Source organism: Streptomyces sp. NBC_01304 (assembly GCF_035975855.1).
In the GTDB taxonomy this organism is placed as follows: Bacteria; Actinomycetota; Actinomycetes; order Streptomycetales; family Streptomycetaceae; genus Streptomyces.
Window position 1 is genome coordinate 7,521,647 of sequence record NZ_CP109055.1, and the last position, 23,022, is coordinate 7,544,668.

The following is a 23,022-nucleotide window of genomic DNA, read 5'->3' on the forward strand; positions in this document are numbered from 1 at the left end:
CTCTTGACGGAACGCGCCTACGGGGTCAGGCGGTTCGGGCCGCGGAACAAGAACGTGGCCTCACGGATCGAGTCCAGGCCGAGCATCACCATCAGCACCCGACCAAGCCCCATACCCAGACCGCCGTGCGGCGGGCACCCGAACCGGAACGCGTTCAGGTAGTCCTGCAGCGGCTCGGTGTTCATGCCCTTCTCGGCGGCCTGCTTCAGCAGCACGTCGTACCGGTGCTCACGCTGCGCGCCGGTGGTGACCTCCAGCCCCTTCCACAGCAGGTCGAAGCTCAGGGTCACGTTCGGGTCGTCGGTCGGCCGCATGTGGTAGAAGGGCCGGATGCCGACCGGGTAGTGCGTGATGAACACGAACTCGTGCCCGGTGGCCTCCTTGATGTGGGCCGAGATGCTCCGCTCACCCTCCGGGTCCAGGTCCTCCTTCACCCCCTGCGGGTCCCAACCGCCCTCGCGCAGAATCTTGTGCGCCTCGGTCATGGTGATCCGGGGGTAGGGAGTCGTGGGGACGGTGACCTCGACGCCGAAGTGCTCGGCGATCGCCTCACCGTGCGCGTCGGCGGCCTTGCCGATCGCGTGCGCGAGCATCTGCTCCTCGAACGCCATCACGTCCGCGACGCCGTCGATCCAGGCCAACTCCACGTCGACGCCCGTGAATTCGGTGGCGTGCCGGGAAGTGAACGACGGCTCGGCACGGAAGACCGGGCCGATCTCGAAGACCTTGTCGATGCCGGCCGCGATCGCCATCTGCTTGTAGAACTGCGGCGACTGCGCCAGGTAGGCGCTGCGGTCGAAGTAGCCCAACTTGAAGACCTCCGCGCCGGACTCGGACGCGGTGCCCATGAGCTTGGGGGTGTGCATCTCCGTGGCGCCCTGCGCGTAGGCGTATTCGCGCATCCCCTGCTCCAGGGTGGTCTGCACGGCGAACATCAGCTGGGTGGCGGGCCGTCGGCGTACGTCCAGGAAGCGCCAGTCCAGGCGCTGCTCCAGGCCGGTGTGCTCGTCGATCGGCAGCGGCGTGGCGGCCAGGTTCAGGACCTCGACCTGCTCGGGGACGATCTCCAGGCCGCCGAGCTTGACCTGGGCGGCGTCGACGACGCGACCGGTGATGCGGACCGCGGACTCGGTTGTCAGACCCTCCAGAGCCGACTCGGTTTCGTCGCCTTCCCTGCCACGGCGGTGGGTGACCTGCACCAGGCCGGTGTGGTCGCGCACGACCACGAACTGCATCTTGGCTTGCAGTCGGAGGGAGTTCACCCAGCCGGAAATAGAAATGGTTTTGCCTACGTGTTGTCGCAGGTCAGAGACCAAAACGCGGCTCACCGTGTGGATCATCGCAGCCCTCCCAGGGGCGTCGTCATGATCCCTTGGGAGCGCGGGCGAGAAGGGGACTCGCGGTGCCACCACGCTTTTGCCACCGCTAGGCAGCGGCGGCCTCATTCGTGCCCGATGACGAGGGCCAACCGGCGGGGCATTAGACCCGAAGGTCGTTCCTCCCCGCGCTCAGGAGGGTCTTCACCAAGGGCCATGCGGCTGCCTTCGCAGCTACCGGCAGCTCTCTCAGCTCACGTGACCCTGGGCTAATTGTCTCCATCAACGCGTTGCCATCGAGGGTAGGAGGACTCCAGACGCAGCGGCAACAGGAATAGGCAGCCCGATGGGGCGGCAGCATGATCGGGGAGAAGAAGAGGCCGTTGACAGCAGCGAGAAGTCGGCGTTGCGCGCGCCGGAGGACAACTGCCTCGGTTGTGGACGGACGCTGGAAATCCCCTGGTGGCGGACACGAGGTAGCCAGGTTTTGGACGTGGCAAGTCCCCACTGGCGGACACGTGATCACGACGAGTAACGCTCAGAGGCTCGCAGGTCACCGCGATACGCCACATGCCTGGTGAGCCTCGCGTGGCCCACCGGTGATTGACGTGGGGTTCAATACCTTTGCCCGTGTCAGCCACTTCTCCAGCGGTGAGGGCGGGTATCGGCATGGCGGCGCGGGAAGCGAGCGGCATTGCGGAGATCGAAGGCAGTCCGGACCGGCTGGTCGCGCTCTCGGACGGGATCTACGCCATCGCCATGACCCTCCTCGTCCTGGACCTGAAGCTGCCGGGTGAGGTGCATGCCTCGCGGCTCGGGCATGAGCTCGTCCGCCTGTGGCCGCAACTGGCCGCCTACGTATCCAGCTTCGCCCTGCTGGCGGTCTTCTGGCAGGACCATCGCCGGCTGTTCCTGCGGGTACGCCGCATCGATGGAACCCTGGGAGCCCTCACGGTCGCCTCGCTCGGTGCCGTGGCCTTGCTGCCCTTCCCCACCAACGTGCTGGCCGAGTACCGCCTCCAGACCCCAGCAGTCGCCTTGTACGCCGGGGTCATCACCCCGATCGTCACGCTGCACCTCGCCATCGCCGCAACCCTGTGGCGCCACCAGGACCTACAGGCCAAGCGCATCACCGACCAGATGGGACGCGCAGTGGTGTGGGACCTGGGCGCCACCGTCGTCGTCTTCGGTCTGTCCCTGCCCGTGGCCTTCGCCTCCCCCCTGGCGGCGGTCTGCCTGTGGCTCCTTCTGATCCCCCTCAAGGTCATCACTGGACGGCAGGCCAGAGCCGCCTACCGACACGACGACCCGGGCTGTGGCACACCCACCTGACCGCCTCGAATCGTCAGCCGGGCAGAAGGACACGCTCACTGAGAGCGACGGGTGCGGACACTCGTACTGCGGTCCGCCATTGGGGAATTCTCGGGGCTCTGCCATCACTCGGTCGAGTCAACGGACCTGGCGCCGAGCCTTCATCGCCGCAGCGAGCTGAAGGACCGGATCTGTTGGGACTTGATGGACGGACTGCTCCTTGGGCCAGGTCGAGAACCCGTCATCCGGCCAACGCGGCACGACATGAATATGGAAATGAGGCACGGATTGTTCAGACCCTGGTCCGCTGGCGTGGAGCAGGTTCACCCCGGTCGCCTTCAGCGCGAACCGCATCGCCTCGGCCACCTCTTGGACGAGGACTATCGTCTTGTCCAGCACGTTGCGCGGGATGTCGAACAGATCCCGGTGATGGCCCTTTGGGACTACGAGGGTGTGCCCGGGCGCGAGCGGCGAGAGCGGGGCGAAGGCAGCAGCGACCTCTTCGTCCGCGATCCAGCGGGCGGAGTTCTCGCGGATGAGAGTGCAGAACACGCAGTCCATACCGAAGACACTCCCAGACGCTGCGCACGGGCTGCCATTGAATTCACCGCTCGTACACCGCTGCGATCGCTGTGGTCGGTGCAGGAGGATTGGTAAGGGAAGACCGGCAACCGGCCTTCCCACACTTCACCTCCACCTCAATATTCACTGGCCCAGGCCGCGCCGGATGGCGATCTCGACGGGCGAGTAGTCCTCATCCGGGCGGTCGAGCCGGTACGGCTCGGCCGGGTACAGCGGCGGCTGACCCAGAACCCGTGGGCTCGTCCCGTGGTGGGACTGGGCCGCATGAACCAGGAACGGATGGCACAAGTAGACGTCCCCGGCCTGCCCAGTGGCCAGAACCTGAGGCAGGTCAGCGGTCGCATCGAACAGCCCCGCAGCACCAAGATCGCCGGTGCTCATTCCCTGCTCGCTGGCCGCTACCAGACGCGAGGGGACATGCAGATGTGAGCCTGCTCGAATCTGGGTGGGCGCGTCATTCTCCGTCGTGTCGGAGAACAGGAACAGCATCAGCAGAGCCCGCCCCCGCGAGCGGACATTGACCCACGGCGGGCCGCTCTTGTGCTCCTCAGGGTGATAGCTGCCGTCGATGTGCCATCCGTCGTCACCCGGGTCCGCAGGATGCGGGAAGCGAATGGGGATGGTGCCCATGCTCTTCCTGGGCAACCACCCGCCCACACCGACAAGTTGGTCGAAGGCGCGATGTAGGCGGCGCGAGTTCGCGGCCTCCACGAACGGTTCCTGAGCGCAGGAACCCAGCCGGATCACCGGCTCACTCCACGTCGCCGGATCGTTCGGGTCGCACCCCGTCTCCTGCCAGCAAATCGCACGGCACTCGGCCGCCACCTCACCAGAGAACGCTCCCTCTACCCGAATGAAGCCATGCTCGAGAAACTCATCCACTTGCGTTGCGGAAAGTGCTCTGCTCGACATGCCCAGTCCTCACCTGTTGAAGTAAGTACCTTGTGAGGAAAGCGGGTTGGGGTGCCGGCTGTCGAATGAGTTTCGGCTTGAGGCCTGCGACGGGAATGAACCTGGTCTTTGCGGCGAGAGTATCTCGGCCTATCAGAGGCAGTTCAATCGACCCGTGGCCCCGCAGAGCGGGATGTGGCACCTCGTGAGGGATATTGCATCCCCTCCGCGGGCCGACAACTGGCACGCTGCCTTCATGAAGCAACGTGAGGTGCTGCTGATCGGCGGACGTGCTGGCGTCGGCAAGACGACCGTGGGATGGGAGGTCTCCGCGCAGCTACGCGCAACGAAGATCGCCCACGTGATCCTGGAGGGGGACTTCCTCGGCCAGGTCCATCCAGCGCCAGCGGGTGATCCACGCCGTTCGGGGATCGTCGAGCGCAACCTCGCAGCCATCTGGGGAAACTACGAGGACCTCGGATACCACCGCCTCATCTACACCCACACCGTGAGCGTGCTCTCCAATGCAGCCCCCATGTTCGAGCGCACCCTGGGGCCGAACGTTCGGCTCACACGCGTCCTGCTCACTGCCTCCGATGCGACCACCGACGAGCGGTTGGCCGGCAGGGAACTCGGCTCCGAGCTGGAGAAGGAGCGCGCAAGCAGCGCCTACAAGGCACGGCTTCTGGACGAACAGGCACCCTCGGACACCGTGCGGGTGATGACCGACGGCCGAACCGTCGTGGACATCGCCCGCGAGGTACTCGCCACCACCGGCTGGATCGACCAAGGCACACACACGAAATCCGTCGCGCAGACGGATGCGCTGCACTCACCCTGACCATGTGCCGAACAACATCACCCCGCGTCTCGAGTACTGCACCACAGCCGTACGCCCGAGCTGGCCCGACCTCCCGCCAGACATCCGTCGGCTCGTCTCCCAACACCTCGGCGGCGTGGTGGATGCAGGGCCGAGTGCCGGAAGCGGGTTCACCAGCGGCTTCGCCGCCGTACTCCGCGGGGCCGACGGCCGCCATGGCCATGGGGACGACGGAACCGCTCCGACGTCTCCATGGCCATCAAGACTCTGCGGCCAACGAGCTGCGGCGAAGACGGTGGTCGAGCTCCCACAACGCAGTGCGGTTGGAATCCCAACGCACCGTCGATTTCGCCTCGCTGAAGGAGAACCAGCTGCACTCGGTGTGCTCGCTGGACAGCGCCAACTCCGATGCGTCGACTCGGACACCGAAGGCATGCTCAGGAATCACCAAGACCTCCGGCCCCCACGTGAACTCGCCCGTGACGCTCACTACCGGAATCGTCGCCCGCGCATCCAGTTCGATGAACTCGAAGTCGCCGGCCAGGCCAGCTTCTTCAGCTGCCTCTCGCCGGGCGGCCTGAAGCGGTGCTTCTCCCGCTTCACCACCACCAGCCACCCCTTGCCAGTAGCCGCCCTCGGAGCGGCGGAACAAGGCGTAGAGCAGCCCTCCCTCAGCCTGCCGGTACGGCAGTACCAACACCTGGAATGGAGCGCGACTCTGCGCAGCTTCAGTCATCGCTCCACGGTAGAGCCGACGAGCCGCCTACGGAGTCGATCCCGGTCACCGCAGCCCGCCCCAGCCAGTCACGGACTTCCACTGCACCCGGTGCGGGCGCACTGTTGTCCGTTGCCTCCTGTGACCGTTGATCGTGTTCGAGCTCTTGAGTAGGCGCGAATGGGAGGCAAGCGGCTGCTTCGGCTCACCACGACAGTAGTGAGATCAACAGCGCCCACTGCATGCGCCACGCCATGCCTGCACCAGAGCTTCAACCGACGCGAACCGGTCAGCAGGGTCGCTGGCAGTGGCACGGTCGATGACCTTCAGCTGAGACGACGAACCGCGCCACTCCCGCTCGTCATCGCCTGCATCCAGCAGCAGACGCAGGACCCGGCCGAGCACGAACACCGTCGTTCGGATTTCGATGGTCGAGCCTTTAGAGAACTCCTCCGGCGCCATGAAACGTCGCGAGCCTGGCAGCCGATCGGCCTCCAGGATGAACGGCCCCGGCCTGTACTCGTCCAAATCGCACAGGGCCATGCGCTGCGCTCCGAAGTCGTAGAGGAAACACCCGTCGTACAGGTCGACTGCGACGAACCCGGCCTCCTCCACGGCCAGGTGCGCGCCGAGGATCGAGTCCAGGGACCGCAGAATCTCCGCAACAGGCAGACTGCGGAACCGAGCCATCGGACTCCCCGGAGCGGAGCGACCGCCGTGGTGCGCGACCGTCGGGTGGTACAGAACCTCGCCCTCAACCCACGGATAGACCAGCGCCAAACCGTCCTTGATCGGAATATGGTGGCGCAGAGGCACGACCGCCGGATGCTGCACCGCGTCGTGCACATCCAGAGCGCGACGCAGCGAAGCTACTCCGGCCGAATGGGCCGCACTCTTCACGAACCACTGCTCACTCCCGACCGCGACGCCGTACGACACGCAGCCCGAGTCCTGCTCCCGGAATACCTGGAAGACGTGGCCCACGTCTTCCAGGTACGGCTCCAGCAGTTCGACGAAATCAACGTCCAGCAGCGGATGCGTCGGCATTTTGACGATCCTGCCAGCACACATGCGTAGCCGTGCCGGCATTGCTCGTTCGGCTTCCGATCACATCTGGTCAGGAGACTCGATACCGAGCAGGCCCAGCCCGAGTTCGAGAGTCCGTGCCGTCAGATCACACAGGACCAGGCGGCTCTGCCGGGTCTCGCCCTCCGAGCGAAGTACGGGGCACTTCTCGTAGAAGGTGGTGAACGTGCTGGCCAGGGAGTACAGGTAGGTGGCGAGCTTGTGGAATTCGAGAGTCTCGGCGACCGAAGTCACCAAGCTGCCGAAGGCGAGCAACTCCAGCGCCAGTGCCCGCTCCGCGTGCTCGGTAAGGGCCAGCGCCGCGATGTCCCGCGGCGGCTCAGCTCCCAACCTCCGGAAGATGGAGCAGATACGGGCCCGCGCGTACTGCAGGTACGGCGCGGTGTTGCCGTCGAACGACAGCATCCGGTCGTAGTCGAAGACATAGTCCTTGAGCCGGTCCGTCGACAGGTCGGCGTACTTGACCGCCCCGATGCCCACCGCCCTGGCGACCGCGGCACGCGTCGCTTCATCGAGTTGCGGGTTCTTGGCGGCGATGACCGCGGCCGCCCTGCTCACCGCCTCCTCAAGGAGATCAACTAGCTTCACCGAGGCGCCGGCCCGGGTACGCAGCATCTTGCCGTCATCGCCGAGGATCGACCCATGCCCGACGTGCTCCGCCCTCGCAGGCGGCACGAGCCAGCCAGCATGCCGCGCTACGGCGTAGATCATGTCGAGGTGCTGGCTCTGGGGAAGCCCCACCACATACAGCAGCCGGGTCGCGTGCAGGCTGTGAAGGCGGTGCCGGATAGTGGCCAGGTCGGTGGCGCCGTAGCCGAAACCGCCGTCGCCCTTGCGGACGATGATCGGCAGCGGATCCCCGTGACGGTTGGTGTAGCCCTCGGGGAAGACACACAGTGCGCCTTCGCTCTCCTGTAGAAGGTCACGATCGTCGAGTTCGTCTACGACCTGCTGCAGGTGATCGTTGTAGGCGCTCTCGCCGACAAAGTCTTCCTCGGTGAGCCGTACACCCAGGAGCCCGTAGACGGTCATGAAGTACTTCTTCGACTCGTCGACCAGCGTGTGCCAGAGGCGCAGCGTCGTCTCGTCGCCGCTCTGGAGCAGCACCACCCGCTTGCGAGCGCGATCCTTGAACTGCTCGTCGGCATCGAACTTGCGCCGGGCCGCCTGGTAGAAGCCGTTCAGGTCACCGACGGACAGTTCGTGGGCAGCCTCGGACTCGCCGATGTCCAGTAGGTGTTCGACGAGCATGCCGAAGGGCGTGCCCCACTCGCCGATGTGGTTCTGCCGGATGACGGTGTGGCCCTGCCACTCCAGCAGGCGTACCGCGGCATCGCCGATGATCGTCGACCGAAGGTGCCCGACGTGCATCTCCTTGGCAGCATTCGGCGCGGAGTAGTCGACCGTGATCCTCTCCGGTACCTCGGCCTGGGGAACCCCGAGACGCTCGTCCCTGCAGGTCGCAGCCAGCAGGGAGCCCAGAGTCGTATCCGCGATCGTCATGTTGATGAAACCGGGGCCGGAGACCTCGACGGACGAGCAGAGGTCGTCGAGGTAAGCAACCTTCACGACCTGGGTGGCGATGTCCTGGGGGTTGCCGCCGATCTTGCGAACGAGAGCAAGGGCGGCGTCGGACTGGAAGTCTGCTCGCTGGGATCGACGGACGGCCGGATCTACGGGGAGACCCGCCACTGATTCGAACGCCGGAGCCAACCTCTGGTGCAGTAGTTCTTCCAGATTCGCCATCCCGGAACGCTATTCGGCCGGGACGGTGGCCGTCCATGGAATTAGCCACTCACGCACGTGAGGGCTTGCGGTATGTGCTGAAGGCGAAGGACGGCAGATGCCGGCCGTGTCCCTTGCGCACGATGCCGCCTCCCCGATCATGCGATGCACGCACCCCCAGGCTGGCAGTGCCAGAACTCTCCTGGAAGATACATATATGACCGACATGAACAGGGCAGAAGACGCCAACAAAGCGGAGGGCAGCTTCGCAGCCCTGCTGGAGACAACCCTCGACAGCATGGAGGAGGCGGGCATCGAGATGACGGGTATCGCGACAGGATTTCGGGATCTGGATGCCCTCACCCATGGTCTACAACCAGGGCATCTGACTGTGATCGCTTCCCGTCCCGGCATGGGGCGTACCGCCATGCTGAGTGGCATCTGCCGCCACGCTGCCATTGCTCAAGGCCATCCCACATCCGTTTTCACCTTCGAAGACACCCCGGAGGACTTCGGCCGGCGACTCATGGCGGCTGAGGGCCGCGTGGCTCTGCACCGCATGCGGTCGGGCACAATGGCCGACGAGGACTGGATTCGGGTAGCGAAGCGTGTACCCGATATCCATACGGCTCCACTGACAGTTCACACGCCTGCCTCCATGACGCTGAGCGAATTCCTGGACCAAGCCCGTGAAGATGTCCGGGACCGGGGAGCACGCCTCATTGCCGTTGACGGACTTCAGGACATCCGCCCGGACAAACGCAACGATCTGCGAGAACGTGAAGTCGGCGATACAGCGCGGGCGCTCAAGACCCTTGCCCGCGAACTTCGTGTCCCTGTCGTGGCTACGTCTCATCTCAACCGCGGACCTGAGCAGCGGTACGGGAACCGGCCGCAGCTCGACGACCTGCGCGAGTCAGGGGCGGTCACGTATGCCGCCGACATGATCATCTTGCTGTTCAGGGAAGACGCCTACGAGAAGGAATCCCCGAGGGCGGGCGAGATCGACCTGATCATCGCGCGCAACCGGTACGGCCCGGAGTGCCTGATCACGGCCGCGTTCCAGCAGCACTACGGTCGGCTGGTCGACATGGCACCGTTGCCGACGCACGAGTGAGTTTGCCCGCGGCTGCTGCGCGAAGTGGCCGCCGCGGGCCTTCATCTGCGGTGAGCGGCGGTGACCACAGCCATCTCGGCGAAGAAGAAGCTGAACCCACGGAAATTCGGTTCCATATACGGGAGTTGCACATGATCCTGAAGTCATGAATGAGCCCGCCGAATGGCTCTCCCGCGGCCCAGCCCAGCTACGCCGCTGGAGAAGTCGCGATGCCGAGACGGTGTACCAGCTCGTTGAGGAGTCAGTGGAGCACCTGCGGCCTTGGATGCCTTGGGTGGCAGAGCACAGCCGGGAGAAGTCCGCGGACTTCGTCGCACGCTGCGAAGCAGACTGGTCCAGCAGGACCGGGTACAAGTATGCGATCTGGAATGGGGACTCGGTGGCCGGCTGTTGTGCCCTGGTCCATCGCGGGTTCGGTGGAATGGAGATCGGTTACTGGCTGCACCCGGCTTTCACTGGCCGCGGACTTGCTACATCGGCAGCCTCCGCCCTCACTCGTCAGGCATTCGCACTGCGCGACATCGGCCGCGTGGAGATCATCCACGACGAAGCCAACGAGGCCAGCGCGGCTGTCCCACGGCGCCTCGGCTTCATCCGCGTCGAATCCCGTCCGGTATCGGCCCCGTCAGCGCCTGCCGACACTGGAGTCGATGTGGTCTGGCGCATCGAACGCTCTGTCTTCGGCAACGGTATTTGCGGATAGGCCGCTGGCCCGGGTGGCTATCGCCGCGGACGGGATCGTAGGGGCACGGCGATTAGCTCGGATGAAGCAGTGGATGGGGCATCGGGTGCGGCCACTGTTTCGAGCTGTACGAGGTGCCGTTCAAGGGCGGTGACGTTGGCGGAGTTGTCGATGGTCGCGATGCCGTTGACCGTCACCTTCAAGGGCTCGGCGACGAGCGCGGCGAGGCGTTCGTGGAGCACTTCCAGCGCGACAGCCTTGGCGGAGCGCAGCCGCTCGTAGCGGGCGGCGAGGTCGTTGCCGTCGGTGTCGGGGCCGAGCTGGGCTTGGAGCCAGCGCAGTACATCTTCGTTCATACGGGTCCTGATCGAAGGGGCGGTGGGGAAAAGCGGTTGCCCCGCTTCTCCCCACCGCGCGGGTCTGCCCTAGGCGGGCTTCGCCTTCCGGGCAGACGGCCTATCGGGTGCTGTGTCATGGGAGGGCGGCTGTCCGCCCTCCCAGCAGCGCGGATTCGTGATCTGCTCCACTACAGCCGGATCCGAGACCTCCTCGCCGGCGAGGAGTACGACAGGGACCCGTTCGACCGGGTTGAGGACATGGACGGTGGCCGACAGGACGCCGAGCGATCTCACGGCGGCGCTCACAGGACGGTGGCGGTGATGTGGCAGTCCGGCGAGTACAGGACCGGCATCGCCGCCGCGGCGCCCTTGGTCCAAATCTGCACGGGGTCGTCCTGGACGTCGCGGGTGATGACGATGCCCGGGGCATCCTCGCGCTCGATTTGCGGGTTCGTGCCGCGGGACAGGGCCAGGGACTCGGTGGTGGTGCCGTACTGGGTCTGGCCCCACTTCGCACGGTCGGGCGGCAGCATGATCCATCGGTCATCCGGCAGGACACGCTTCGAGACGTCGTCCTGCCACACTTGCGCCTTGTAGAACGTCACGGGCGGAAGCCCGTACGTGCCGCGCACCGAGTTGACCTGCTCCGGGTTCAGAGTCGCGGTCGGCGTCTGACCGCCTGCAGGGGTGCCGTAGTAGGCGGCGCGGTAGGACTGATTGCTGGCCAGGTGTGACCACGCCTTGCGGGAGGTGAGGACCAACTCCGGGGCCGGGGCGCCGATGGAGTCGAGGTAGTCGATCCACCGCAGCTCATCCGCGATCGGATCCGCGTCCGGAGCGGACCACGGCTTCGGCGCGGTGGGCATGTTGGCCTGCGGTACGCCGTAGTCGACCTCCACGGTCAGCCCGTTCTCGCCGGCCAGGCTGAACTTGCCGTCCAGCAGCACATCACCGGCCGCGAGTTCGAGGCGGGAGCGGATGGCTTCGACATGACGCTCCACGTCGTCGTACAGGAGCTCCACCAGGCGGTCCTCGTCCGCACCGCGGGAAGCATCGAGGAGCAGCTGCTCCATCTCGCCGACCAGGAGTTTCTGGCCCAGTGCGGGGAGAGTGCCCTCAGTCTGTGTGGATTCGGCCTGCCGCTTCGCGAATGGCACGGATGCGTCGTAGGCGCGGTAGGAGGCGGCGTTCACGCGGCGCTTGGACTGCCGCACCCGCCACTTCACGTCCTTCACCTGCGTCTCGGCGAACACCGACTGGGTGAGGAGGAAGTCCGCGGGGGTGGGAATGGAGCGGGCGTAGACCGTCAGGTCGGCTACGGATACACCCTTGAGGAGGTCGGCGACACTCATGCGCTCACCGCCCCGAAGAAGCGGATCTGTGCTGCCGTCGCGTTGTAGGCGATCTTCGCGGGATCAATTCCGCCCGGAATCTTCGCGGCCTTCACCGTGCCGTGCCAGAACAGCGCCGCCGGGACCTTCGTCGTGCCGGGGGTGAACGGCGCTTCGGCGTACACGAGGCCGGCGAGGGTCTCACGGCCGTCCTTTGCCGCCGGGTCGTACGGCCCGTACAGACCGGAGGCGGTGATACGGCCGACCGGAACACCGGAGCGCACGTAGCCGTGCGGCTGCGTGGCCGTCGGCTCGACGTAGTGCGTGTTCTTGGTGAGTTTGGTCAGGTCGAGGGTGATGGTCTCCGTGGAGTCGGTGCCGTGCCGGGAGGCGAGCCAGTCCCGGTCAGCGGTCATTGTCACGGAGGTGGTGTACGGCTGGATCAACGCCGTTTCTCCTGGTGATGCGGTGCTGTCGCGCACTCACCGGATGGTGGAGCCGTCCACGAGGAGAAGCGGGGCGTGGTCCCCAACTTGCCGTTCTTCAACGGCAGTCGTTGCTACTCGGAGGCAGCGAGGATGCCTCGGCGTCGGGCCATTTCCAGTCCGGCGGAGCCGGGCTTGTTGTCGATGCCACCGGGGCGTGGCGGGGGAACGGAAGCCGGGGCGCCACCAGGGGCGGCGGGCAGCGGCTGGACGCTCGAGCGGATCGTGGTGAACAGTTCGGGGCGTCGCTCCTTCAGCTCCTCCACGGCTTCGCTGAGCGCGTCGCCGGTGACGTCGTCCGGGACGCGCAGGAGCGCCACGGCATCATCCAGGTCATGGCCCGTCGCCCCGACACCGGAGAGTGCGGCGCGGAGGGTTGCGTCACGCTCGCGGACCCGGGCTGCGGCTTCACGAGCGGCAGCGTCCTTCTCGCGCGCGGCCAGCGCCTGCTCGCGACGCTCCGCCTCGGACAGCTGCTCCTGCTCCGCCTGCCGGACACCGGCGAGATACTCCTCAAGCGCCCCCGCATTGGAGAAGCCGAGCTTCTCAATCAGGCTGCGCACAGCCGCTCGGCCACCTTGGTCCTTCTCGCGGGCCATCAGCGTGTTCAACTGCTTCTGGCTGATGTTGACGGTGACTTCGTCGTTCGACGGATCATCCGGAGATGCACCGAGAACCGGGAGGATGGGACGGCCGTCACGCCGGTAGCCGAGCACGGCACGCGGAGTGGGCAGAGTGCGGGTCATCAAGTGGTGCTACTCCCACGACGGCCCCGCGCCAAGATCGAGTCTACGTATCCCAAGAACAGACCCGGTGCATACGGTGTCAATGCGCCGCCATGCCGCAATCACACAGAGTCAGGCGGTCCTGTTGGACGTCGAGACACTGCGGCCCTGGTCACGGTCGAGGGAGCGCATTTCCATCGGCCCGTGGATCAGCCGGGGGAAGCGATGCGGACGACGCAGCTTCCGCTGGGCGACGCTCCCGTACCCGAGCTGCCTCCCGAGAGGTGATCCGCGTGACCTCCTCCCGTGCATCTTCAATCGGGTATCCGGCGTCCTGCAGCATCCGAATCCCGGTCTCCAGTGACAACACCCCGGCTGTCACACCCTTGACGACTTCGTCGAGGATCGCGGGCCGGTCGGTCGGGGTGTGCGGGCCGAACACGATGCGCGCAGCCAGCGTTGTCCCCGTGGTCCAGCCGTCGGCTCGGCCGGCCTGGTGGATGCGCTGCACCATCTTCAGCAGCAGCGCGTACTTGTGGGCGCGCGCGAGCCGCATGGAGTCCACCAGAGAATCCAACGGTCCGAGGGACAGCTGGAGGGCATAGCCGCTGGGTACATCGGATGGATCGACTGTCCCCAGACTCACTGCGGGCAGACGGGCGTTGACCGATGCTCGTTCGCGGATCTCCTCCACGCGCGCTCGCAGTTCGGCGAGTTGGCCGGATGTGTCGAGGACGTCCATGCGGCCGCCGTCGGCGAGCTGGAACACCGTGCCGGGTTCGACGACCAGGGGCTTGGGACGGCCGGTGACGCGCTCGACTTCGGCGCGGGCTCCGGCCAGGCCGATGATCGGCGCCCCGGTGGTGGCGGAGGCACGGGCGGAATCGGTGTCGGTCTCCGCCAGCTCGTCGAGGGCCTGCATGACCTTCGCGAGGGCGGACTGCCCGAAGTGCTCACCATCAGCGACGGTGTTGGAGATGTGGACGAGCGGAATGAAGTCGAGGTGCAGATCCAGCCGGTGTAGGACCTCGCCATCGGCGCGGGTGCGGAAGTGCGCCTTGCCCATGGGCAGATCGTCCAGGCTCTGCCCATGGCGAAGGTCATCGAAGAACCATTCAGCGTCGGTTAGGTAACAGGTGGTCCTCGACGGCCGGTCTGGTGCCCATGGATAGATGCGCTCGACACTGCCCGCTTCCGCAACGTACCGGTCACCGAGCTCCAGCTCCTGCTCACCGGCTCCGCTGATCACAGGATGCCGGTCCGCTCGGCCGCTTCTGTCCTCGCCGCTGCGGGAGGCCGGAGCTACGGGCCCCAGCTCGTAGGTGATCCTGCGGACCTTCGCCTTCAATCCGCGCGTTGGATCTTCAGGTATCTCCCAGGCCAGATGCACCCGGCGCGGATAGTCGCCTGGGTCGGCGTCATCCTCGAGGACGGGGAAGTAGAACCCAGGGTCGTAGGTCTTGAGCCGGACCCGACCCTTCTCAGGGTCCCAGGCCAGGAGATAGAGCCCATCGCCCAGGAGTACGGCCTTACGCTCCGCGGCCTGCATCCGCAGAGGTAGCAACTCGGACTCAGCCCAGTCCCGAAGACGCTGCTGTACGGCGGCCGCGGCTGCGAATTCGGGGGTGACATCGTCGTCACCCGCGTGCTCGGCGCCGGGCACGATGATCTGCTGTGTCTTCCCCAGCAGATGAGCCAGCATCGTGTCGACGAACGTCGACGGATCACCGAACTCCCGGCGCTCAGCCGCAGCCTCATTGCCGGCCAGAGTGGCCAGTTCGCCAGCTTGGTTGGAGTCGTACGCGGACAGCAGCTTGTACGCGGCCAGGCGGCGCACGGCATCGCCCGGCAGCCAGCTTGCCTGCAGCTCCGGCGCGAGCGCCCGATGAGGACGACCATCATGCGTACTAGCCATCACTGGCTTGTAGTTCAGCCACGACCAGGCGTCGGTCAGGAAGGTGCGAAGGCGCACGGGACAGGTCCGTAACGTCGGCCCCGCGCCACCTACAGCGTAGGTGAGCCTGTCACCCGCTTCCCGATCTCAGGGGCTGTGACCCGAGCAATGTGCAGGTTCTCCTGATCGGGCCCACCCGCATGAGGGCCCGCCGCTACCCTCCGCTTGTCGGCCAGTTGCGGGAGGGCGAGAGCATGGTCCAGCAGACATGGAGCAGCGATCGCAGACTGACGGCGATCAGCAGAGCAAGTCTCTCGGTCCCTGCGCGGCAGGCCATAGTCGACAAGCAGGTCCTGCCCGGCCTCGCCGTTCTTGACTACGGCTGTGGCCGTGGCGGCGATGTACGCGCGCTCCAGCAACTGGATTGCCAAGTAACCGGCTGGGACCCGTTCTACCAAGCCGACACCAGGTTGGAGCCGGCTGACGTCGTCCTCCTCACCTACGTCCTCAACGTCATCGAAGACCCACAAGAGCGACGCAAGACCCTGCAGGATGCGTGGGACCTCGCCGGAACAGTCCTCATCGCCTCTGCACGACTGACGTGGGAAAGGTCGAAGGTCAGGGGAGAGGCATTCGGTGACGGCCTGCTCACCAGCCGACAGACCTTCCAACACCTCTTCGGAGCAAGCGAGCTCCGCACCTACGTCGAGGAGGTGACCGGCGTACGGACAGTCTCCGCAGCACCAGGCATCGTCTACGCCTTCAAGGACGAGAGAGCGCGGCTCAGTTACCTTGCTCGACGGATCGTTCCGGATGCCGAGTGGCTTGCATCCGAGGACACGACCTCAGCGATCGCAGCAGTAGTTGATCACGTCGAACGCCGCGGGCGGCTGCCCCGGATGGAAGAAGTTCCCCAGCCCATGGCTGAGCTCCTCGGCCACCTACGCCCCAACGAGGTACGACGGCTCGTACGCGACTCTGCCGACGTCGGCAGAGTTGAAGAAGGTGGGAAGCGAACCACCCTCAACACGCTGCTCTTCCTCGCCGTCGAACTCTTCAACGGCCGCGGCCCCTTCAGTAGCCTCCCGCTCAGTGTCCAACTCGACGTCCGCGCGTTCTTCTCCTCCTACAAGGAAGCCTGCCAGCGATCCGACCGGCTTCTGCTCAAGCTGCGTGACGACACGTACATTCGCGGAGCAATGAATGCCTCCGCCGTCGGGAAGCTGACCCCGACCGCCCTCTACGTCCACCAGCGAGCAATCGACCGGATTCCCACAGTGCTACGCCTCTACGAGCACTGCGCCTCGATCGCCGCCGGCCGTCCGCAGGAATGGACCTTGGCCAAACTCCGCCACCAGGGCCGTGGAGTGAGCTGGCTGCACTACCCGGACTTTGACACTGACCCGCACCCGCGGACGCTGTCCTCCTATCACGTGGAATTGAAGACGCTGGAGACGTCCTTCACCTCGTACGCAGAGTCCCTGAACCGACCCCTACTCCATCGGAAGCACGAATTTCTGGCCGAAGACGACCCAGACGTCGAGCGGTACAAGAGGCTGACGGCGTCAGAGGTGAGGGCGGGCCTCTATGAGCACCCTCACCTCATCGGGACGGAGGATGGCTGGGAGAAGGAACTCGTTCGTTGCGGCCGGGCCCTTCGCGGACATCGGCTAGTACGCCGCACGGCAGGATGAGCGATCAGACCGAATCCGGCTGCAATGTCGCGATCAGGTTCGCCAGCTCCTCGACATCCAGGTCAGCTGCTTGGCTCGGGAACCAGGACATGCGGAGCCCGTTCTCTGCCGCGTCTTCGGGCAGACCCATGGCGGTCAGTACGTGGCTGGGGGTGTACGAGGCGCTCGTGCACGCGGAGCCCGTAGCGACGGCTACGTGGTGGTTCAACTGGACAATGAGTGCCTCGGCATCAACGCCGTCAAAGGACAGGTTCAGGATGTGGGGGACAGTGTGGTCCTGATCGCCATTGATCTGGAATCGGGTCTTAGCGAGGGCAGCCAGGAGCCGGGAGCGGAGATCCGCTGCGTCCTTGCTCCACTTTCTGTGTTCCTTCTGGAAGATCTTCGCGGCCTCGGCCAGTCCCATGATCAGCGGTACAGGCAGTGTTCCGGGGCGTAGCTTCCGCTCCTGACCGCCACCGAACATGATCGGCTGCAGTGGCAGCCTGCCTGAGCTCCGACGGCGGGTGACCAGCATCCCGACGCCCTTCGGTGCGCCGATCTTGTGACCACTGATGCTGATCATGTCGATCGGAGCGGTCAGGTCCTCAGGTACCTTCCCGTATCCCTGTGCGGCATCCACATGCAGGTATGTCGGGGTCTCACGCAGCAGCCCAGCGAGCTCGGCCACTGGCTGGACGACACCCGTCTCGTTGTTCACGTGCATCAGAGAGACGAGGAGCGTGTCAGGGCGTAGCCGCTCCATCACTGCCTCGACCGAGACCCTGCCTGATACGCCAGGCTTGATGAAGTCGACTTCGAAGCCACGTGACTGCAGGTGCTCCAGGGGCTCGATCACCGCCTTGTGCTCGATCGCCGACGTGATGATGTGACGCCGACCACTCTGCTCGCCGTGGGGTGCAAGACCCAGCAACGCGATGTTGTTGCTCTCAGTGGCGCCACTGGTAAAGATCAACTCGTCCGGTTCGGCGCCGACAGTGCTGGCGAGATAGTCGCGCGCTTGCTGCACTGCACGCTTCGCTCGGGTCCCGTAGTCGTGCGTCCGTGACCCGGCGTTCCCGAAGTCCTCGGTCATCCAGTGCAGCACCACTTCGGCCACGCGCGGGTCCACACGCGTTGTAGCCGCAGCATCGAGATACGTCACCACTAGCCCCACCACACCTTTGAGCGTTAATCCAGCACGTTCTGTACGTCTTATCTCTGACGTACGATAGCGTTACGCGAGTGGGATCACCGTCATCTTCGCAGCTTGTCGACACCGCTACCTCCGCCGGCTTTGACTACATCTTTCCAGCCATCCGGGGCGTTCAGGCGGGTCGCGAGTTCTACGTGTCCATGTGCCCGCTGCGGCTCATCCCGAAGATCTTCCTCTTCGATGAGGACGAGCTGGCGCCAGAGGTTCGCGCCCAACGTGTCTTGAACAAGGGGCGACTTCCAGCCCTCACCCGCTACATCGTCGAGAACCCAGACGACTACGTCTTCAGCGCCCTCACTGCATCTGTCGATGGCGAGATGTACTTCGAGAGCATCGCCGACACTGGCATGGGCATGCGTGCTGGCCAGATCCGCATCCCCATGGCTGCCCGCTTCCTGATCAACGACGGGCAACATCGACGGGCAGCCATCGAAGAGGCCCTGAAGGAGAACCCCGACCTCGGAGAGGAGACGATCGCCGTCGTCTTCTTCCACGACGCAGGGCTGGCTCGCTGCCAGCAGATGTTCGCCGACCTCAACCGGCACGCAGTACGCCCACCCCGTTCCATTGGCGTCCTGTATGACCATCGAGACGACCTGGCGATCATGGCCCGACTCCTGGCGATGAAGTCCCCTGTCTTCAAAGGGCACGTCGAGATGGAGAGCAGCACCCTTGCTCAACGATCCCGCAAGCTGTTCACCCTGAGTGCCGTCTACTCCGCCACCCAGTCCCTCCTGCAAGGGCTGGAGATCAAGAAGGAGAAGGCGCAGGAGCTGGCAGAGGCATACTGGGAGGCTGTCGACCTTGTGGTCCCAGAGTGGGGGATGGTACGCAAGCGTGAGCTCGCGGCTCCCGAGGTACGCAAGGACTACATCCACAGCCACGGCATCGCCTTGCACGCACTTGGCCGGATCGGGAACTCGCTCCTGCGGAATTCCGAATCGCCCCAGGTGTGGCATTCGAAGCTCAAGCTCCTGACTTCGGTTGACTGGTCCCGTATCAACCCAGATTGGGAAGGGCGCGCGCTGATCGGTGGACGTGTGTCGAAGAGCCACCAGAACCTGACCCTGACTGTGAACTACCTGCGCCGTCACATGAAGCTCCAACTCAGCCCAGAGGAGCAGCGTGTTGAGGACGCATACTCGCGAGGAGATGCATGAGCACCCCGAAGCCGTCGGCCCCCTTCCAGGGCAGGGCTCTCGCCGAAGTGGTCAACGAGCTCACGGAAGAGATCCGTGAGCTCTATACGGCTGACGAGGTGCCTTGGGTCATCGGCTACAGCGGAGGCAAAGACTCCACTGCTGTACTCCAACTCGTTTGGCTTGCCCTTCAGGGGCTGACTGATGAACAGCGCACCAAGCCCGTGCACGTCATCAGTACGGACACACTGGTCGAAAATCCGGTGGTGGCCGCCTGGGTCTCCCAGTCCCTCGACACGATGGGGAAGGCAGCGAAGGAGCAAGGGCTGCCGATTGAGCCGCACCGCCTGATCCCTGAGGTGAAGGACACCTTCTGGGTCAACCTCATTGGCAAGGGCTACCCAGCTCCCCGCCCCAAGTTCCGGTGGTGCACGGAACGATTGAAGATCAAGCCGTCCAACGCGTTCATTCGTCGAGTCGTGCGCCGGCACGGTGAGGCGATCCTCGTCCTCGGCATTCGAAAGACCGAGAGTCAGGCTCGTGCCCGCGCCATGGCGAAGCACGAGAAGCGCCGTGTGCGTGACCGGCTCTCTCCCAACGGCAATCTGCCGAACTCCCTCGTCTACAGCCCTATCGAAGCGTGGGGTACAGAAGAGGTCTGGATGTTCTTGATGCAGTACTCCAACGCGTGGGGGCATCGGAACAAGGATCTGCTGACCATGTACCAGGGCGCCTCCGAGGACTCGGAGTGCCCCTTGGTAGTGGACGACACCACGCCTTCCTGTGGCGACAGTCGCTTTGGATGCTGGACTTGCACCCTTGTGGACAAGGACAAGTCGATGACTGCCATGATCCGCAACGATGAGGAGAAGGAGTGGATGCGTCCCCTCCTGGAACTCCGAAATCTGCTGGACGACGTGTCGACAGAGAAGGAGGACCGCGACTTCCGGCGGATGAACGGCAACGTTCAACTCTTCCACGACGGAGTTATTCAGGGCCCATACACGCAGGAAGCACGTCAGAAGTGGCTGACGAAGCTTCTGAACGCTCAGACCCGCGTGAGGCAGACCGCACCGGAGAGCGTCAAGGGTATCGAGCTGATCTCGGAGGCAGAGCTGCATGAGATCCGCCGCATCTGGGTGTTCGACAAGCATGAAGTCGAAGACACGCTGCCGGCGATCTATGAGGCAGAGACGAGCGAGAAGTTTCCCGGACGACCTCTTGACGAGCAACTGGTGCTCGGGGCGGAGGAGATCGACCTCCTCAAGGAAGTGTGCGACGGCGACGATATCCACTTCACGATGACGCGTGAACTCCTCGCAGTCGAGCGGAAGCACCGGACCATGACGCGCCGCTCTGGGCTCTTCAAGGAACTGGAGAAGACGGTTAAGAAGGGGTTCTACGAAAACGAAGACGACGCCCTTCAGTTCGCGAAGCGTAAGCAGGAGATCCGAGACACCGCCCCGACCTACGTGACGCTGGACGAAGAGACCACCGATGCTCCTTCATAACATTGCACTTCATGACTTTGGCGCCTACCGCGGCAAGCAGTCCCTCGACCTGAGCGTTAAGCCCGGGAGGCCGATCGTCTTGATCGGAGGCCTCAACGGGTGCGGCAAGACAACCTTGCTGGATGCCATCCAGTTGGTGCTGTACGGCCATCGGGCAAGGTGTAGCGGACGCGGGAATCGCTCCTACGACGCCTACCTACGCGAGAGCATCAACCGCAAGGCGAACGCAGCTGAGGGCGCGGAGATCGCCCTGGAGTTTTCCGTCGTTGTGGATGCTCAGGAGCGGCACTACCGGGTTGTCCGCAGTTGGCACATCAGTGGTAAGCAGCTCAAAGAATTCCTGAACGTCATCGTCGATGGCCAGTATGACCGGATCCTCAGTGAGGGCTGGGCTGACCACGTAGAAGACATCCTTCCGCTCGAAGTAGCCTCGCTGTTCTTCTTTGATGGCGAAAAGATTGAGTCGCTCGCAGACCCTGAGCGGGCAGCTAGCGTCATCGAATCTGCTGTTCACTCGCTACTTGGCGTGAGCACAGTGGAGCAGCTGCGAACAGATCTTGTCGCGCTAGTACGACGACAGCGGCTTTCCAGCGAGGACCAGGCCGTCCTCGACCAGATCCGCGCCCAGGAAGCCGAGCACGAAGCGGCTAGGCAGGAAATCGCGGACCGGAAGCAAACCTTGGGCAGTGTCCGGTCCCGGTGTGATCGGCTGCAGGTGCAACTCGACAAGGTAGAGAAGGCATTCGAGCGCGCTGGCGGAAAGCTCTTTGAGCGCCAGAAGGAACTCGAGAGCAATCGGAAAGCAATTGATGAGCGTCTGGCAGCCCAGCGTGCTGCCCTGCGGTCCCTTGCTGCAGGACCGTTGCCTCTTCTGATGCTTCCGCAGCAGTTGGCCAAGCTCCGCGAGCAGGCCGGCCGCGAGAAGGATGCTGACGATGCCACGCGGGTCGTAGGCGTCCTGGAGGATCGCGATGCGTGGCTTCTCGACCACCTTCCTGCGTCTGTGACGGCTGCCGCACGCACGGCATTGAAGAAGAAGCTGGCATCGGATCGTCAGAAGCGCGAGAGCGCAGCGGAACTCAAGCAGAGCCTCGACCTTCCGAGTGACGCGCTTGAGCAGCTTTCGGCTCTCGATGAAGCACTCTCCCGGGATGCATCCCGAGCTCGCGAGCTCCTCAAGGAGTCCGCGGACACGACTGACCGTCTCGACGACGCCGATCGTCTCTTGGCTGGTGTCCCGGACAAGAAGCTGATCAAGGATCTTGTTGAGGAGCGCAACGAAGCGATTGACGCCCTCGCCGTTGAGAAGGACAAACTCCGGCGTGGCGAAGAGCAGTTGGAGGAGCTCAAGACCCGACACGCTCGAATCGGTGCCGACCTGGAGCGAGCGCAGCAGAAGCGGGTCAAGACGCTCATTGAGATCGAGGAGCTCGAGCGAATCGTCACGTTCGCTGGGAAGGCACGAGACACGCTGGAGAAGTTCGGCGAGGCTCTGCTGCGGCGCCACATCAGCCGTCTCGAAGTCGCTGTCCTCCAAAGCTTCAAGACGTTGATGCGCAAGAGCGGCCTCATCCACGATCTGCGGATCGACACCGCCAAGTCCAACCTCACCCTCGCGGACGCTGACGGGGAACCCGTCGACCCCGGACGGCTCAGCGCGGGCGAACGGCAGCTACTTGCCATCTCGCTGCTCTGGGGCCTGGCCAAGGTTGCCGGGAACAAGCTGCCCAGTGTGATCGACACGCCTCTGGGACGCCTCGACAGCCAACACCGTCAGCACCTGGTCGACCGCTACTTCCCGAACGCTGGTCGGCAGGTACTCCTGCTGTCCACAGATGAGGAGATCGACGAGAATCTCCTCAGCCGTCTGAAGCCATCCCTCGCACACACCTACACCCTTGTTCACGACGACACGTCGTTCACCACCACCGTCGAGGCTGGGTACTGGTGGACAGCAGGAGCCCCGCATGTCGCTTGAGACAGTTCGCCTCTCGCAGACGGCGAAGGACCAACTCGTCTGGTTGAAGCGCAACACCGGCATGACTCAGTGGAACGACCTGTGCAGGTGGGCTCTGGCGCTGTCACTTCGAGACTCGTCCACGCCCTTGGTAAAGGAAGTCGTGACCGACTCCAACGTCGAGATGACCTGGAAGACGTTCACTCACCCGTACGGAGATATCTACCTCGCCCTGCTCAAGCAGCGATGCCTCATGGACGGTGAAGAGCTGTCGGACGAAGCCATCGCGCGGACGCTGACGGTGCATCTGCACCGTGGTATCGGCTACCTGCACGGTCGTCCCGACCTTCGGTCCGTCGAACAGCTCGTCTCCACCGCCACGGGATAGCGCCTGGTTGATGGATGGCCCGCCCCGCCTGCAGGCGGGGCGGGCTTCTGCACGTCGGTATGGGTGAGGCCAACGCTGCGCAGTGTTGGCAAATTTTCCCAGCAACCGCCTGCAACATCA

The 23,022-nt window shown here is 64.6% G+C and carries 21 protein-coding genes; 9 read left to right on the top strand and 12 right to left on the bottom strand.

Going from position 1 to position 23,022, the window contains the following annotated elements:
• Nucleotides 1-17: 17 nt before the first annotated feature.
• Nucleotides 18-1,340, bottom strand: coding sequence for an aspartate--tRNA(Asn) ligase (gene aspS / locus OG430_RS33375; protein WP_327356365.1), 1,323 nt, complete (start codon nucleotides 1,338-1,340; stop codon nucleotides 18-20).
• A 645-nt stretch (nucleotides 1,341-1,985) separates the two neighbouring features.
• Here aspS and OG430_RS33380 point away from each other — a divergent pair.
• Nucleotides 1,986-2,648 (top strand): TMEM175 family protein, encoded by a 663-nt coding sequence (locus OG430_RS33380; protein ID WP_327356366.1) that lies wholly within the window; start codon nucleotides 1,986-1,988, stop codon nucleotides 2,646-2,648.
• A 117-nt stretch (nucleotides 2,649-2,765) separates the two neighbouring features.
• On the opposite strand, the gene OG430_RS33385 is transcribed toward OG430_RS33380, so the two are convergent.
• Both OG430_RS33385 and OG430_RS33390 read right to left on the bottom strand, forming a co-directional pair.
• Entirely contained in the window at nucleotides 2,766-3,188 is a 423-nt protein-coding gene (locus OG430_RS33385) for an HIT family protein (protein WP_327356367.1), read from the bottom strand.
• Between the two features lie 144 nt (nucleotides 3,189-3,332).
• The gene (locus tag OG430_RS33390; protein ID WP_327356368.1) at nucleotides 3,333-4,121 is read right to left on the bottom strand and encodes a phytanoyl-CoA dioxygenase family protein; all 789 of its coding nucleotides are present in this window, start codon (nucleotides 4,119-4,121) and stop codon (nucleotides 3,333-3,335) included.
• A gap of 235 nt (nucleotides 4,122-4,356) precedes the next feature.
• Here OG430_RS33390 and OG430_RS33395 point away from each other — a divergent pair, with 235 nt between their 5' ends.
• Nucleotides 4,357-4,941: a hypothetical protein gene (locus tag OG430_RS33395; RefSeq protein ID WP_327356369.1), complete on the top strand. Its 585-nt coding sequence runs from the start codon at nucleotides 4,357-4,359 to the stop codon at nucleotides 4,939-4,941.
• 238 nt (nucleotides 4,942-5,179) lie between these two features.
• Here OG430_RS33395 and OG430_RS33400 read toward each other — a convergent pair whose 3' ends face one another.
• From OG430_RS33400 to argS, 3 genes are all read right to left on the bottom strand, one after another.
• Nucleotides 5,180-5,656, bottom strand: coding sequence for an NUDIX domain-containing protein (locus OG430_RS33400; RefSeq protein WP_327356370.1), 477 nt, complete (start codon nucleotides 5,654-5,656; stop codon nucleotides 5,180-5,182).
• Between the two features lie 204 nt (nucleotides 5,657-5,860).
• A complete protein-coding gene (locus OG430_RS33405) occupies nucleotides 5,861-6,682 on the bottom strand; it encodes a serine/threonine protein kinase (RefSeq protein WP_327356371.1) in 822 nt (273 codons plus the stop codon).
• 60 nt (nucleotides 6,683-6,742) lie between these two features.
• Entirely contained in the window at nucleotides 6,743-8,467 is a 1,725-nt protein-coding gene (gene argS / locus OG430_RS33410; RefSeq protein ID WP_327356372.1) for an arginine--tRNA ligase, read from the bottom strand.
• A 196-nt stretch (nucleotides 8,468-8,663) separates the two neighbouring features.
• On the opposite strand from argS, the gene OG430_RS33415 reads away from it, so the two are divergent.
• Together OG430_RS33415 and OG430_RS33420 are read left to right on the top strand one after the other, a co-directional pair.
• Nucleotides 8,664-9,563: a replicative DNA helicase gene (locus OG430_RS33415; RefSeq protein ID WP_327356373.1), complete on the top strand. Its 900-nt coding sequence runs from the start codon at nucleotides 8,664-8,666 to the stop codon at nucleotides 9,561-9,563.
• A gap of 145 nt (nucleotides 9,564-9,708) precedes the next feature.
• Complete coding sequence (locus OG430_RS33420) at nucleotides 9,709-10,266, top strand: GNAT family N-acetyltransferase (protein WP_327356374.1); 558 nt, start codon at nucleotides 9,709-9,711, stop codon at nucleotides 10,264-10,266.
• Between the two features lie 17 nt (nucleotides 10,267-10,283).
• Here OG430_RS33420 and OG430_RS33425 read toward each other — a convergent pair whose 3' ends face one another.
• From OG430_RS33425 to OG430_RS33445, 5 genes are all read right to left on the bottom strand, one after another.
• Nucleotides 10,284-10,601 carry a hypothetical protein gene (locus OG430_RS33425; protein ID WP_327356375.1) on the bottom strand — a complete coding sequence of 106 codons (318 nt, stop codon included), beginning with the start codon at nucleotides 10,599-10,601 and terminating at the stop codon, nucleotides 10,284-10,286.
• A gap of 284 nt (nucleotides 10,602-10,885) precedes the next feature.
• On the bottom strand, nucleotides 10,886-11,935 hold the full coding sequence (locus tag OG430_RS33430) for a major capsid protein (protein ID WP_327356376.1): 1,050 nt from the start codon (nucleotides 11,933-11,935) through the stop codon (nucleotides 10,886-10,888).
• On the bottom strand, nucleotides 11,932-12,330 hold the full coding sequence (locus OG430_RS33435) for a head decoration protein (protein WP_327359327.1): 399 nt from the start codon (nucleotides 12,328-12,330) through the stop codon (nucleotides 11,932-11,934). Before OG430_RS33435 ends, OG430_RS33430 begins: the two co-directional genes overlap by 4 nt.
• 143 nt (nucleotides 12,331-12,473) lie before the next feature.
• A complete protein-coding gene (locus OG430_RS33440) occupies nucleotides 12,474-13,145 on the bottom strand; it encodes a hypothetical protein (protein ID WP_327356377.1) in 672 nt (223 codons plus the stop codon).
• A gap of 151 nt (nucleotides 13,146-13,296) precedes the next feature.
• Nucleotides 13,297-15,096 (bottom strand): hypothetical protein, encoded by a 1,800-nt coding sequence (locus OG430_RS33445; protein WP_327356378.1) that lies wholly within the window; start codon nucleotides 15,094-15,096, stop codon nucleotides 13,297-13,299.
• A 176-nt stretch (nucleotides 15,097-15,272) separates the two neighbouring features.
• On the opposite strand from OG430_RS33445, the gene OG430_RS33450 reads away from it, so the two are divergent.
• On the top strand, nucleotides 15,273-16,712 hold the full coding sequence (locus OG430_RS33450) for a DNA phosphorothioation-associated putative methyltransferase (protein WP_327356379.1): 1,440 nt from the start codon (nucleotides 15,273-15,275) through the stop codon (nucleotides 16,710-16,712).
• A 4-nt stretch (nucleotides 16,713-16,716) separates the two neighbouring features.
• Here OG430_RS33450 and dndA read toward each other — a convergent pair whose 3' ends face one another.
• Complete coding sequence (gene dndA / locus OG430_RS33455; RefSeq protein ID WP_442816598.1) at nucleotides 16,717-17,811, bottom strand: cysteine desulfurase DndA; 1,095 nt, start codon at nucleotides 17,809-17,811, stop codon at nucleotides 16,717-16,719.
• A gap of 125 nt (nucleotides 17,812-17,936) precedes the next feature.
• Between dndA and dndB the strand changes: the two genes are divergently transcribed.
• From dndB to dndE, 4 genes are read left to right on the top strand one after another with little or no spacing between them, the layout of a single operon-like run.
• Entirely contained in the window at nucleotides 17,937-19,067 is a 1,131-nt protein-coding gene (gene dndB / locus OG430_RS33460; protein WP_327356381.1) for a DNA sulfur modification protein DndB, read from the top strand.
• The gene (gene dndC / locus OG430_RS33465; protein ID WP_327356382.1) at nucleotides 19,064-20,557 is read left to right on the top strand and encodes a DNA phosphorothioation system sulfurtransferase DndC; all 1,494 of its coding nucleotides are present in this window, start codon (nucleotides 19,064-19,066) and stop codon (nucleotides 20,555-20,557) included. Before dndB ends, dndC begins: the two co-directional genes overlap by 4 nt.
• The gene (dndD, locus tag OG430_RS33470) at nucleotides 20,544-22,535 is read left to right on the top strand and encodes a DNA sulfur modification protein DndD (protein WP_327356383.1); all 1,992 of its coding nucleotides are present in this window, start codon (nucleotides 20,544-20,546) and stop codon (nucleotides 22,533-22,535) included. The genes dndC and dndD overlap by 14 nt, the downstream gene beginning before the upstream one ends.
• Complete coding sequence (gene dndE, locus OG430_RS33475; protein WP_327356384.1) at nucleotides 22,525-22,902, top strand: DNA sulfur modification protein DndE; 378 nt, start codon at nucleotides 22,525-22,527, stop codon at nucleotides 22,900-22,902. Before dndD ends, dndE begins: the two co-directional genes overlap by 11 nt.
• Nucleotides 22,903-23,022 lie beyond the last annotated feature (120 nt).